The sequence below is a fragment of the Rothia mucilaginosa genome, assembly GCF_049990865.1.
Taxonomy (GTDB): domain Bacteria; phylum Actinomycetota; class Actinomycetes; order Actinomycetales; family Micrococcaceae; genus Rothia; species Rothia mucilaginosa_I.
In genome coordinates, this window is record NZ_CP188231.1 from 1,118,542 (window position 1) to 1,131,435 (window position 12,894).

At 63.4% G+C, this 12,894-nt stretch carries 10 protein-coding genes and 1 riboswitch; all 10 genes read right to left on the reverse strand.

Features of this window, described 5'->3' with window-relative positions; genetic code table 11:
* Positions 1-336: 336 nt before the first annotated feature.
* Positions 337-1,152, reverse strand: a complete 816-nt coding sequence (gene trpC / locus ACP3RB_RS04410; RefSeq protein WP_314893948.1) for an indole-3-glycerol phosphate synthase TrpC — start codon at positions 1,150-1,152, stop codon at positions 337-339.
* 14 nt (positions 1,153-1,166) lie between these two features.
* Positions 1,167-2,777 (reverse strand): anthranilate synthase component I, encoded by a 1,611-nt coding sequence (locus ACP3RB_RS04415; RefSeq protein ID WP_070830669.1) that lies wholly within the window; start codon positions 2,775-2,777, stop codon positions 1,167-1,169.
* Positions 2,778-3,072: 295 nt separating this feature from the next.
* The gene (ribH, locus tag ACP3RB_RS04420) at positions 3,073-3,549 is read right to left on the reverse strand and encodes a 6,7-dimethyl-8-ribityllumazine synthase (protein WP_005506244.1); all 477 of its coding nucleotides are present in this window, start codon (positions 3,547-3,549) and stop codon (positions 3,073-3,075) included.
* 87 nt (positions 3,550-3,636) lie between these two features.
* On the reverse strand, positions 3,637-4,455 hold the full coding sequence (locus ACP3RB_RS04425; RefSeq protein WP_426699559.1) for a GTP cyclohydrolase II: 819 nt from the start codon (positions 4,453-4,455) through the stop codon (positions 3,637-3,639).
* An 8-nt stretch (positions 4,456-4,463) separates the two neighbouring features.
* Complete coding sequence (gene ribB / locus ACP3RB_RS04430; protein ID WP_426699560.1) at positions 4,464-5,747, reverse strand: 3,4-dihydroxy-2-butanone-4-phosphate synthase; 1,284 nt, start codon at positions 5,745-5,747, stop codon at positions 4,464-4,466.
* 264 nt (positions 5,748-6,011) lie between these two features.
* Positions 6,012-7,322, reverse strand: a complete 1,311-nt coding sequence (ribD, locus tag ACP3RB_RS04435) for a bifunctional diaminohydroxyphosphoribosylaminopyrimidine deaminase/5-amino-6-(5-phosphoribosylamino)uracil reductase RibD (RefSeq protein ID WP_426698618.1) — start codon at positions 7,320-7,322, stop codon at positions 6,012-6,014.
* Positions 7,323-8,054, reverse strand: a complete 732-nt coding sequence (pnuC, locus tag ACP3RB_RS04440) for a nicotinamide riboside transporter PnuC (RefSeq protein WP_426698619.1) — start codon at positions 8,052-8,054, stop codon at positions 7,323-7,325. It lies immediately after the preceding gene.
* A gap of 401 nt (positions 8,055-8,455) precedes the next feature.
* Positions 8,456-8,654, reverse strand: a riboswitch (FMN riboswitch).
* A gap of 1,271 nt (positions 8,655-9,925) precedes the next feature.
* Positions 9,926-11,197: a beta-ketoacyl-ACP synthase II gene (gene fabF, locus ACP3RB_RS04445; RefSeq protein ID WP_304193786.1), complete on the reverse strand. Its 1,272-nt coding sequence runs from the start codon at positions 11,195-11,197 to the stop codon at positions 9,926-9,928.
* A 217-nt stretch (positions 11,198-11,414) separates the two neighbouring features.
* Positions 11,415-11,657 carry an acyl carrier protein gene (locus ACP3RB_RS04450; protein WP_005506250.1) on the reverse strand — a complete coding sequence of 81 codons (243 nt, stop codon included), beginning with the start codon at positions 11,655-11,657 and terminating at the stop codon, positions 11,415-11,417.
* 201 nt (positions 11,658-11,858) lie between these two features.
* Positions 11,859-12,884 (reverse strand): beta-ketoacyl-ACP synthase III, encoded by a 1,026-nt coding sequence (locus ACP3RB_RS04455; protein ID WP_426698620.1) that lies wholly within the window; start codon positions 12,882-12,884, stop codon positions 11,859-11,861.
* Positions 12,885-12,894 lie beyond the last annotated feature (10 nt).

The following is a 12,894-nucleotide window of genomic DNA, read 5'->3' on the forward strand; positions in this document are numbered from 1 at the left end:
CACTCAACCTCAGACCAGCTTTATATACCCCAGCCTGAGGCGAGCTAACCCAAGAAGGAAACCCCAGACCAACCCCTATATCAATCAACCCGAGGGATAGGCGACCTAGAGGGCGTACCGGACACGCGAAGCGGGGGCTCCGTCCTCGAAGCGCCCCCAGGCGCTGAAGAGGGGGCACTCCCCCGCAAGCGTGAACCGGTACAACCTCTCAAACAACTACCCCACGGAAGCCTCACTCCCCCGCGAGCGGCGTCCGGTACAACCTCTCAAACAACTACCCCACGGAAGCCTCACTCCCCCGCTTCGTGTGTTTTGGTCCCCTTCTCTTAGCAACCCCTATCGGGTCACCGGCACCTTGGAGAATTCACGCACGGTACCCTCCGGGTCGCCGGAGCGTACCAGCGCTTCACCGATGAGTACCGCATCCGCACCGGCACCGGCGTAGGCGCGTACGTCCTCGATGCTAGCGACACCGGATTCGGCGACCTTGATGACGGAGTTGGGCAGGTGCGCTGCGAGGGAGGCGTAGTGTTCGTTGTTGACTTCGAGGGTCTTGAGGTTACGCACGTTGATGCCGACGATCTTGGCGCCGATGCGCTGGGCGACCTCGATTTCTTCGGGGGTGTGGGTTTCGACGAGGGCGTTCATGCCGAGCGATTCGGTGAGTTCGAGGAATTCGCGCAGGGTCTGCTCGTCGAGGGCTGCGACGATGAGCAGGACCAGGTCGGCGCCGTGTGCGCGTGCTTCCCAGATCTGGTATTCGTCGACGGTGAAGTCCTTGCGTAGCACGGGGATGTTCACGGCGGCGCGGACTGCGTCGAGGTCTGCGAGGGAGCCGTTGAAGCGGCGCTGCTCGGTGAGTACCGAGATTGCTGCGGCGCCACCTGCCTCGTAGCGTGCGGCGAGCGCGGCGGGGTCCGGGATCTCACCGAGCGCACCCTTGGAGGGTGAGGAGCGCTTCACCTCAGAGATAATGCGGGCAGTCGAGCCGTTGCCGCCGCCGGGTACTTCGCCGCGGAGGGAGGCGAGCGCGTCGCGGGCGGGTGCAGCGGCGAGGGCGCGCTTCTTCATTTCCTCGAGGGGAACCTGCTGTACGCGGGCGGCGAGGTCTTCGCGGACGCCGACAATGATCTCGTCGAGAACGGTGCTCATGGTGTCTCCTTGGGTTACTTGGTGGCGTTGACGGCTGCGTCTGCGTCCAGGGGTGCCAGGCCGGAGGCGGTCAGCACGGCGCGCAGCGGGGCGGCGGACTTGTTGACGGTTTCGAGGGTTTCGGAGTCCGGGTTGGAGTCCATGACGAGGCCCGCGCCTGCCTGTACGTAGGCGGTGCCTTCCTTGAGTACGGCGGTGCGGATGGCGATTGCCATGTCCATGTTGCCGGCGAAGTCAAAGTAGCCGCATACGCCGCCGTAGACGCCGCGGCGGGTGGGTTCGTATTCGTCGATGAGCTGCATGGCGCGCGGCTTGGGGGCGCCGGAGAGGGTGCCTGCCGGGAAGGCGACGCGCAGCACGTCGTAGGCGCTGAACTGCGGGTCGAGTTCGGCGCTGACGGCGGAGGAAATGTGCATGATGTGGCTGAAACGCTCAATGATCATGAACTGGTCGACGGACACGGTGCCAGGCTTGGCGATGCGCGAGAGGTCGTTGCGTGCCAGGTCGACGAGCATGAGGTGTTCGGAGCGTTCCTTCTGGTCGGCGAGCAGTTCTTCGGCGAGTGCGAGGTCTTCTTCGCGGGTTGCGCCGCGCGGGCGGGAGCCGGCGATGGGGTGGGTGCTGGCGATGCCGTCCTTGAGGGTGACGAGCGCCTCTGGGGAGGAGCCGACAATGTGGAAGGGGGTGCCGTTGCTGTCTTCGAAGTTGAAGAGGTACATGTACGGCGAGGGGTTGGACTGGCGCAGTACACGGTACACGTCGAGTGCCTTGGCGTTGGTTTCGGCTTCGAATCGGCGTGAGAGCACGATCTGGAAGACGTCGCCGTCGATGATGTTCTTCTTGGAGCGGTCGATGGCGTCCTTGAAGCCCTGTTCGCTCCAGGTGAGGGTGACGTCTTCGCGGACCTTACGGTCAACGTCTGCCACGCCGGAGAGAATGGAGGTGGTGGCTGCGGCGCCGCGTTGCAGGCGGCGGAGCATGCTGTGCAGGCGCGCTACGGCGTCCTCGTAGGCGCCGTCGACGTTTTCGCTGGTGCCGTTGAAGTTGATGGCGTTGGCGACGAGCAGGACGGTGCCGTCCTTGTTGTCGTGGATTGCCATGTCGGAGACCATGTTGAGCGCGAATTCGGGCAGGTTCACGTCATCTGCGGGCGGGTAGGGCAGGTGCTCCCAGTGGCGCACGACGTCCCAGCCGAGGTAGCCGACCAGGCCGGAGGTGAGCGGCGGCAGGGTCGGGTCGGGTTCGGTGTAGAGCATCTGCAGGGTCTTGGCGATGGCTTCTACGGGGTCGCCGTCGACGGGTGCGCCGGCGGGGGTGCGTCCCTGCCAGTGGACTGCGCCGTCAACGGTGGTGAGGGTGGAGCGGGAGGATGCTCCGATGAAGGAGTAGCGGTCCCAGGCTGCGGATTCGCCTTCTGCGGAGATTTTGGCGGATTCGAGCAGGAAGGTGCCGTGGGCTGCTTCGACGGGTTCGCCCTGGTCGTTTTGGAGTACGAGGGATCGGTAGATGCCGATGGGGGTGAGTGAGTCGGCGAGGATTTTGATGTGTACGGGAATGACGCGGGTGCCGGCTGCGCGGGCGCGGAATTCTTCGAGGCTGGGGGTGATGGTGCCCAAATCCTGCATTGCTGTACTCCTTGGTGTTGGGTTGGGAGCGCGTCGGTGCGCTGTGTCCCTTAGCTGCCGCGCTGGGTTTTACCGGTGCATGAGGGTTTTACCGTATGTGCCGGTGTGTTTCTCTGGCGCATACATGCCAGATTCTTATACGCCCGATCATGCCTGATAAGGCCCGGTAAGCCCTTTAAAGCCCGGTAAGCCCTGCGCGCGGGTTGTTTCAGTTTAACCGGTGCTACGGCCCAGTTTCACGGTGAAGAGTCAATAGTTCTCTTCGTGAAACTGAGCCGCGTACCGTTCAGCGGTGTTAGTTGCTGAACTGCTTGAGGGTTGCTGCGGTCTGCAGTGCCGCTGCGGTTGCCTCGTAGCCCTTGTCTTCGTTCGAGCCTTCCAGGCCTGCACGGTCGAGTGCCTGCTGCTCGTTATCGCAGGTGAGCACGCCGAAGCCGATGGGGCGGCCGGTCAGCACGGACACGTCGGTCAGGCCGTTGGTTGCGCCCTGGCAGACGTAGTCGAAGTGGGGGGTGCCGCCGCGGATGACCACGCCGAGCGCGACGATCGCGTCGAACTTCTCAGCGAGGCGGGTTGCTGCGACGGGCAGCTCGAAGGTGCCGGGAACGCGCACGAGGGTCGGCTCAATGCCTGCGTCGCGTGCTGCACGCTGCGCACCGTCGATGAGGCCGTCCATGACCTGGGTGTGCCAGCTTGCAGCTACGATTGCGAGCTTGAAGCCCTTGTAGTCTTCGGGGTTGAGGGTGGTGTCTGCTGCGCCTACGCCGCTCATTGTGTTCTCCTTGTGGGTTTTGGGTTTTTGAAAAGTTTAGTGTGCAGGGGTGCCGCGGGCTATCTGCGGGGTCTCTACTCTGTGCCGCTACGCGCTTTTGAGCACGTGGCGCATACGCTCACGCTTGGTCTGCAGGTAGTGTGCGTTCTCGACTCGGGCGGGAATTTCGTCCGGGATGAGGTCGGTAACCTGCAGGCCGAGGCTTTCGAGCGCCTCCTGCTTGGCGGGGTTGTTGGTCACGAGCCTCAACTCGTTCACACCGAGTTCCTGCAGGATCAGTGCCGCCTGCGAGTAGTCACGCATGTCGCCGTCCAGACCGAGCGCCAGGTTCGCGTCGAGGGTGTCGAGTCCGGCATCCTGCAGCGCGTAGGCGCGGAGCTTGTTGACCAGTCCGATGCCGCGTCCTTCGTGGTTGCGCACGTAGATGAGGTACCCGCCGGTGCGGCCAATGATGCGCAGGCCGTTCTCCAGCTGGGGGCCGCAATCGCATCGGAAGGAACCGAAAATGTCGCCGGTGGCGCATTCAGAGTGGATGCGTACCGCGGGTGCTCCCCCGTCCTCGGCGGGTACGGGGGTGCCGTCACGGTCGAGGGCGCGGGCGCTGATGTGCTCGGCGCCGTCTGCGAATCGCCAGGCGCGCAGACCGAACAGACCCTGCGGGGTGGGTACGGCGACCTCTTCGGTGCTTTCGACCAGTAGCGGGCTGGGGTTGGGCACCATGTCGAGGGGGCTGACCCGGTAGCCTTCAGCGAGCTGGGAGGCGATGCGCAGGGATTCGGCGCTGAGCTCTTCAGCCTGCGCCTCAATCGGCTCAACCAGGGTGCCCGGCTCTGCCAAGGTGACAGCCGCGGGGGTACCCGATGCGGAAGTGCCCGGCGTTGCCTGGGTGTTAGGGGTTTCGCTCATGCGTTCTCCTACGCCTTAGCTACGTACTTGATGAGGTCTTCGATAGAGATCATGGGCAGGTTGTGCTCGGTGGCGAAGGCGCGCAGGGCGTCGAAACGCATCATGGAGCCGTCGTCGTGCACGACCTCGGCGATAACGCCCACGCCGGACAGGCCCGCCGCGAGGGAGAGTTCCACTGCGGCTTCGGTGTGGCCGGGGCGTTCCGCCACGCCGCCGTCAACGGCGCGCAGCGGGAAGATGTGGCCCGGGCGGGTAATGTCAGCCGGGGTGGAGGATGCGTCCGCGAGGATCTGCACGGTGCGTGCGCGATCTGCCGCGGAAATGCCGGTGCTCACGCCGGATGCCGCATCGCAGGAGACGGTGTATGCGGTGCCCTTGGGGTCTTCGTTGTTGGTGACCATGGGCGGCAGGTTCATCTCGTCGGCACGCTTGTTGCTCAGGGGCGCGCAGACCACGCCGGAGGTGTAGCGGATCATGAAGCCCATCAGCTCGGGGGTTGCGTGCTCGGCGGCGAAGATGATGTCGCCTTCGTTTTCGCGGTCTTCATCGTCGACGACGACCACGGCGCGACCTGCGGCGATAGCGTCCACCGCGGTCTGTACGCTGTCGAGGACGCTTGCAGCGTCGGCGCGACGCGGTGCAACCTGCTCGGAGGAAGAGGCCTGGGGCACGCCTGCGAACGCGGTCAGACGCTGCACGTACTTAGCGAGCGCATCGGTCTCAAGGTTCACGCTGTCGCCGACCTTGAGCGCGCCGAGGTTGGTTGCCTTCAGGGTTTCAGGGATCAGGCCGACCTCGAACCATGCGGGGGTTTCGCCGGGCTCAGATACCGCGGTGACGGTCAGGGACACGCCAGAAACCGCGATGGAGCCCTTCTCAGCGAGCAGGGGCGCCAGTTCGGTGGGCAGGTTGAAGCGCAGGGTGCTCCACGCCTCGTGCGCGGTGACGGATGCGAGGGTACCGACCGCATCCACGTGGCCCTGCACGACGTGACCGTCGAGGCGGCCACCGGCGGGCAGGCAGCGCTCCAGGTTGACGGTGTCGCCGGGGTTCAGGTTGCCGAGGTTGGTGCGGCGCAGAGTCTCACCCATCACGTAGGCGCGGAACTGGCCGGGCTGCAGCTGGTCGAGGTCGATAGCGGTGAGGCATACACCGTTGACGGCGAGGGAGCCACCGTGTTCGAGGTCGGCGACAATGTCACCGGCGTTGAGGGTCAGGTAGGCTGCGTCGCTACCTTCGATGGGGGTGATGGATTCTACGGTGCCGAGGGCGCCAATGATTCCGGTAAACATGTGTGCTTTCCTTTTCTCGCCGTGTCCGCCGGGGCGTCGTCGTTGAGGGCGACGGGCGGCGATGGTTTGTTCGTCGGTATAACTATACGTATTTTTCGAATATTCCCCGTGACGGGGAGCTTTTGTGCCAGCATGCGAACCAGCCGGCATGAATCAGCCGGTACAAATTAACCAGCGCGAACTAGCCGGGTACAGGCGGGCGGGGGCTTTGAGGTGTTACTTCCCCGCCCACGCTTAGCCCAAGGGCGGCTAACCCAAGCGAAGCTAATCCAGCCGCGGTTCCGGCGCGTGGCAGGCGTCCAGCTTCGGCAGGGTGCGCCGCTCACCAGGCTCCTGCGCGGTTCCGCGAGGTGCCGGCACCAGGTGCGTTGCGGTGTCATTGCCGAGCACGCGCACCGCCGGGAACATTCCCAGATCATCCAGTTGCAGGCGCGGTGCCTGCGCGAGGGTGTCCACGAGCAGACCGTAGACGGCGCTCTTGCCCTGCCCCATAATCATGGGGGCGCGGTACCAGACCATCTCATCGATGAGGTCTTCACCGGAGAAGAGGCCAACCATGCCGGGGCCACCCTCAATCATGAGGTGCCGCACCCCGCGGGCGTACAGCTCATCGAGCAGTTCGCGCGGGTCGTGGGTGAAGACCTGCAGGAAGTTCTGCGGGTCCGCCTCCACGCCTTCGGGCGGGTTGAGGCCGCGCACGCGGTAGTTCTCGGGAATCTCGGTCTTGCCCATGACCACGCGCAGCGGCTGCTTCTCGAAGCGTTCCCCGTTGGCGTCGCGCGCATCCAGGGTCGGGTCGTCCATGAGGGTGGTTCGGGTGCCGGTCATGACGGCGTCGGCGCGGTGACGAATCAGGTGCCCGTCAATACGCGCGGCGGGGCCGGTAATCCACTTGCTCGTGCCGTCAGCTGCCGCAATGAACCCGTCCAGGGTGGAGGCGCTCTTTGCTGTGATGAAGGGGCGGCGTTCGGCGGCGGCAATGAACCAGCGCTCATTCAGCAGGTAGGATGCGTTCGCGAACTCCTCCATGGCGTGCACGGTGACGCCCTGCGAGCGCAGGTAGGCGGCGCCTCCGGCTGCGTTTTCGGTGTCGTCGCTGTAGGCGTAGTAGAGTTCACTGATACCCGCCTCGGCGACGGCGTGGGAGCAGGGGCCGGTGCGTCCGGTATGGTTGCAGGGCTCCAGGCTCACGTACATGCGGGCGCCGGTGAGGTCGGTTCCCGCGGCACGGGCGGCGGCGAGGGCGTCGGCTTCGGCGTGCGGGGTGCCTGCGCCTCGGTGGTAGCCAACGTGCAGCAGGTGCCCGTGCGCGTCGGTAATAACAGCGCCGACGAGGGGGTTCGCGCCGCGGATGCCCTGGCGTGCCGCCTGCAGCGCCAGGGTCATGGCGTCTGCGTGGCTGAGCGCCTGCTCGGGGTCGGGCAGCTGGAGGGTGCGTGCGGCGGGCAGCCCGGCGAGGTGCCCGTACTCCGCGGCGGAATAGTCCGCCTCGTTGTGCGGCAGAGACACGCTCGGGGCAACGGTTGCGGGCAGGTGCGCGCTCGCCAGCACCTGCAGCGAGGGGTTCTGCGGCATTTATGCACGGCCCTTCTGTAGGTCAGTCACCTCAACGGTCACGTCGGGGAACTGGGTCTGCACCCGAGTCTTCTGCGCCTCCAGGTTGCGGGTGCGCCACCAGACGAAGAAACCGACGAGGGTGAAGCATCCGTAGAACACGTACATGAGGGAGGTTGCGTAGTAGCCTGCGCTCCACAGCAACGGCACACCGACCAGGTCGACGGCAACCCAGATGAGCCAGAATTCAACCCAGCCGCGCGCCATGCCGTAGGTGGCGAGCAGTGAGCCGGTGAAGATCCAGGCGTCGGACCAGACCGGTTCGTAGGAGCCGAGCGCACGGAAGATGGGGGTGAGCAGCAGGGTGCCTGCAACCATGGCAATAACCAGGCCTGCGCGTTCGGTGTTGGTGGCCCACGTGGGGATCACCGCGGCACCTTCGGAGGCGTCACCACCGGCGGCACGGGTTGCGCGCCAACGATGCCAACCCCAGATGGACACGGCAATAAACATGATCTGGCGGCCTGCCTGGCCGAGCATGGTCACGGGGTGCGGGCTGCCGACGAGGGCGCCCAGGAAGACGGTGAGGAGCAGCAGGTTGCCGAGAATGCCGACGGGCCACGCCCATACTTTGCGTCGCATGCCGCCGAGCGCCGATGCCAGGCCGAATGCGTTTCCGAGAACTTCGCGCACGAGGAGGGACTGGTCCCCCACGTGAATTTGTGCGTCGAAGAGCCACCGCAAGATGTCCATTGTTTCTTTCCTCTCTGAGTTGGACCGTGTGTCGGATGCGCTGGGTGCGCATCTGCGGCGGCTCCGGGGAGAGGAACAGAAAAGGGCGGCTACCGCGGGCATCTTAGGGAGTGCCCGGTATCCGTACTGAGGCGGGAGCAACAGATCAGCCAGCCGTGGCTGAAATCAGCGACTGCGGTCGAGGGGAATAACGTACCGGCACCTACGAAAGGCGCCTCTCCCCTGTCGCACAGAAAACCACTGTGCTGAAAACTACTATGCTGAAAACCGCCGTGCTGAAAACTACTGCGCTCTCGAGTATTTTTCGCGAGTAGCAGTTCTCTCAAACAACTGCTTCGGTGCACCCTACACACTATCCCGGTTGTCGGGAGGTGCGGCGGAGTGCGCTCCTGCCTTTTTCTGCTCGTGCTACCTTCCATCCAGACTGTACTGTCGGCACCGGATTTTCACCGGTTCGGCCTCTCTTGCGGGCGGGCGTCTCTAGTGGAGTCTTGGCGTCCTGCGCGGATACGAAGATTCGTACGATTTTTGCCTGCCTGCGAGAGCGGTTCGCGGGCTGTGACCGCCGGTTCGGAATTTCACCGACCCCGGAGCACGATGTCGATATTGATTATGCCACAGCGCACGCCGGGGGTTTAATTTTGTTTTCTCTGGGATAACTTCCGTGACAAGATGACGTTTTATGACTGTGCTAGCAGTGCGGCTTCACGCCCCCTACGCGACTGCCCGCGGTAGCCGCCCGCAGGACCGCTTTGGAACCCAATCCTTCATTTTTCGGGGACGATTTATCACGGTTTCATAACGGTGAAGAGCGCCAAACAGACCAAAGAGTTACGGGGACCTCCAGGGGGTTGCTCAGGGCACATTGAACACCCGTCAATACCTTTATGACAAGGAATTATAACAATAAGGTTAAATTATTGGTTTAAGGTTTACTCCAGGGGTGATTTAAGGTTATTCTTATCTACAGGAGCTCCCATCACCGATAAACCGGTTCCGTTGAGAGCGACATGATTCGGACCATCCGAGCACTCACATCAAACCCTTAAGCTTCTGCCATTTGAAGCTGGAAAACTGGCCCGCGGACTGCATTCCCCGGATGGTTTTCACGCAGCATCTGCGCGTACTGGATTGCGCAGTATTGCGGCGCACGATGTTGATGTGCTTCACCATCGGGAGGCAACCACACCGAATTATTTTTCAACGGAACCGGCGTGGGAGCTCTTCCGAATAAACTTCCGGAAGATTGCATGGTATGCGCCTTTGTAAACCTCTACGAGGGGCGTTGTGCGTGTCAAACGGTCATAAGCTCCCGTTCTTCTGTCGTCGCCTACCGTGGTGCGCGATGGGGGTTACGGGAACCTTGCGGGATGGTTGATCCCGCGCGCTCTGCATTGTCTTGTGGAGTGTGGTGTGTTTGGGTGGCGTATTCGCAGTGCCGGAGCGGATACGCCACCCGTTTTTAACGCGTAAAACCCTGCCCACCCCAAACTTAGGCGAGCTGCACACGAAACTCAGCCCCAGACCAACCTCATATACCAAGACTGAGGCGAGCTAACCAGAGAAGGAAACCCCAGACCAACCCCTATCTCAACCAACCCGAGGGATAGGCGACCCAGAGGGCGTACCGGACACGCGAAGCGGGGGCTCCGTCCTCAAGGCGCCCCCAGGCGCTGAAGAGGGGGCACTCCCCCGCAAGCGTGAACCGGTACAACCTCTCAAATAACTACCCCACGGAAGCCGCACTCCCCCGCGAGCGTTGTCCGGTACACCCTCTTCTCGCAAACGCATCCAGAAAACGTAACGCTCCCCCATCTACAGATAGTAGATTGAGGGAGCGTTATGTCTTTATAAGGCTAAAGCCTGAAGGATTAGCCCTCTACGGAGCGGAATGCTACAACCGCGTTGTGGCCGCCGAAACCGAAGGAGTTCGACAGTGCCACGATCTCGCCGGCGGGCAGTTCGCGTGCCTCGGTCACCACATCCAGGTCAATCTGGGGGTCCTTGTTGTCCAGGTTGATGGTGCAGGGCGCGGTGCGGTGGTGCAGAGCCAGTACGGTCAGCACAGCCTCCAGGGCACCCGCGCCGCCGAGCAGGTGGCCGGTCATGGACTTGGTTGCGGAGACGGCGATGTTCTTGGTGTGTTCGCCGAAGGTTTCGTGCATTGCGGTTGCTTCGGGCAGGTCACCGGCGGGGGTGCTGGTGGCGTGCGCGTTGATGTGCACGACGGTCTTCGGGTCGATGTTGCCGTCTTCGAGGGCTTCGCGCAGCGCGCGGGTTGCGCCGAGTGCTGCGGGGTCCGGTGCGGTGATGTGGTAGGAGTCGGCGGAGACGCCGGTGCCTGCCAGTTCCGCGTAGACGCGTGCGCCGCGTGCCTTGGCGTGTTCTTCGGATTCGAGGATGAGTGCTGCTGCGCCTTCACCCATGACGAAGCCGTCGCGGTCGACGTCGTAGGGGCGGGATGCCTTTTCGGGTTCGTCGTTGCGGGAGGAGAGTGCCTGCATCTTGGCGAAGGCTGCCATGGGAAGCGGGTGGATTGCTGCTTCGGCGCCGCCGACGATGACGATGTCTGCCTTGCCGCTGCGGATCATTTCGGCGCCCAGCTGCATGGCTTCGGTGGAGGATGCGCATGCGGAGACGACGGTCTGTGCTGCGGCGCGTGCCTTGAGGTTCATGGAGACTGCTGCTGCGTTGCCGTTGGGCATGAGCATCGGGACGGTCATGGGGAGGACGCGGCGGGGGCCCTTTTCGCGGAGGGTGTCCCATGCGTCGAGGAGGGTCCACACGCCGCCGATGCCGGTGCCGAAGGCTACGCCGGTGCGCTCGGGGTCGACTTCTTCTGCGGATTCGGCGTCGGGGCCGGTGAATCCTGCGTCTTCCCATGCTTCGCGTGCGGCGATGAGGGCGAGCTGGCCCGAGGGATCCAGGCGCTTTGCTTCTACCTTGGTGAGGCGGCCGGATTCGAGGGCGGGCACGGCGAGCTGGCCTGCAATGTATACGGGCAGGTCGTATTCCTTGACCCAGGGGTGGTCGAGGGTGGATACACCAGATACGCCCTTGGTGGCGTTTTCCCAGGTGGTGGGGACGTCGCCGCCAATGGGGGTGGTCGCGCCGAGGCCGGTCACCAGCACTTTTCGAGACATTGTGGCACTTTCTCTTCGGTGGTCGATTTGGTGGTTTATCCGGTGGTGTGTGGATAAAAACCTGTTGGGCCCGGGGATGCGGTGCGCGTTTTCACGCCGTGGAGAGTGCAGTCATCGCACCCTGTGTGTTCCCGGGGTGTGTTGGATTGAAAGCTGAGTGAATAGCGATGCGGCGCGGGCCGGTGAGAGCCCGCGCCGCCTCGTTATTGGTTATAGCTTAGGCAGCGTTCGCGATGAACTCGACTGCGTCGCCAACGGTCTTGAGGTTCTGGACCTCTTCGTCCGGGATGGTCACCTCGAACTTCTCCTCAGCGTTCACGACGATGGTCATCATCGAGATGGAGTCGATGTCCAGGTCCTCGGTGAAGGACTTGTCCAGCTGAACGTCCTCAACCTCAACGCCGGTCTCTTCGTTAACGATTTCTGCCAGACCTGCGAGGATCTCTTCCTTGTTAGCCATTCAGGGGCTCCTTTGTTGTTTCGATGGTCATCGCACCCGCCGGGTGGGGGTACGCGTGCATTACCGAGTTTATCGTGTCTGCGTGGTGTACGCATGCGTCAACTCGGAGTTTAGGGGATGCTTTCCCGTTATAGTTCTTTCGCAGACGGCGCGGCGCCCGCGAAGAAGGAACGGGTGAGCATCGGGCTCCGGTGGTTTTCCTTAGGGAAGGACGACTACCTGAGCTGCGAATGCCAAGCCGGCACCGAAGCCGATCTGCAGGGCGAACTTGCCGGAGAGTTCCGGGTTCTCCTTGAGCAGGCGGTGTGCGGCGAGCGGGACCGATGCGGCGGAGGTGTTACCGGCATCGACGATGTCGCGTGCCACTGCCACCGTGTCGGGAAGCTTGAGGGTCTTGACCATCTGGTCAATGATGCGGGCGTTTGCCTGGTGCGGGATGAGCGCGCCGAGTTCGTCGGGGGTGATGCCGGCGGTTTCGAGTGCCTGCTTGGCAACCTTCGCCATTTCCCATACTGCCCAGCGGAAGACGGAGGGGCCGTCCTGGCGCAGGGTGGGCCAGATCTTTTCGCCTTCCTGCACGGGGTTTGCTACGAAGTCGCGGTTGCGGATGTCCAGCAGGGAGTGAGTCATACCCACAGTACCCCAGCGGGAGCCGTCCGAGCCCCATACGGTGGGGGCGATGCCGGGTTCGTCGGAGACGCCTACGACTGCTGCGCCCGCGCCGTCGCCGAGCAGGAAGGAGATGGTGCGTTCGGTGTTGTCGATGAAGTCGGAGAGCTTCTCAACGCCGATGACCAGCACGTGCTTTGCGGTGCCCGCGCGGACGAGGGCGTCCGCCTGGGCGATGCCGTAGCAGAAACCTGCGCACGCTGCGGAGATGTCGTATGCGGGGCACTTGGAGCCGATTGCGTCGGCGACCAGGGTTGCCAGGGAGGGGGTTGCGTAGGGGTGCGAGATGGTCGAGATGATGACCGCCTCAATGTCCTCACCGGCTACACCGGATGCCTCGAGGGCGTCCTTGGCGGCACCGATAGCGAGGTCGGTTACCGACTGGTTTTCGCTGGCGCGGTGGCGGGTTGCGATGCCGGTGCGCTGCTTGATCCATTCGTCGGAGGAGTTGATTGCCTCAACGATGTCATCGTTGGGGACGATGACCTCACCGCGGGCTGCGCCGTAACCGAGGATGCGGGAGTAGCGGTTGATTTCGTACTGCTTGAGGGTAGTCACGTATTCAATC

Bases quoted from the DNA above. Each gene is read 5' to 3' on its own strand.
- ribB (WP_426699560.1), bottom strand. From the start codon at position 5,747: ATGTTTACCGGAATCATTGGCGCCCTCGGCACCGTAGAATCCATCACC.
- ACP3RB_RS04425 (WP_426699559.1), bottom strand. From the start codon at position 4,455: ATGAGCGAAACCCCTAACACCCAGGCAACGCCGGGCACTTCCGCATCG.
- trpC (WP_314893948.1), bottom strand. From the start codon at position 1,152: ATGAGCACCGTTCTCGACGAGATCATTGTCGGCGTCCGCGAAGACCTC.
- ribH (WP_005506244.1), bottom strand. From the start codon at position 3,549: ATGAGCGGCGTAGGCGCAGCAGACACCACCCTCAACCCCGAAGACTAC.
- ACP3RB_RS04450 (WP_005506250.1), bottom strand. From the start codon at position 11,657: ATGGCTAACAAGGAAGAGATCCTCGCAGGTCTGGCAGAAATCGTTAAC.
- ACP3RB_RS04415 (WP_070830669.1), bottom strand. From the start codon at position 2,777: ATGCAGGATTTGGGCACCATCACCCCCAGCCTCGAAGAATTCCGCGCC.
- pnuC (WP_426698619.1), bottom strand. From the start codon at position 8,054: ATGGACATCTTGCGGTGGCTCTTCGACGCACAAATTCACGTGGGGGAC.
- ribD (WP_426698618.1), bottom strand. From the start codon at position 7,322: ATGCCGCAGAACCCCTCGCTGCAGGTGCTGGCGAGCGCGCACCTGCCC.
- fabF (WP_304193786.1), bottom strand. From the start codon at position 11,197: ATGTCTCGAAAAGTGCTGGTGACCGGCCTCGGCGCGACCACCCCCATT.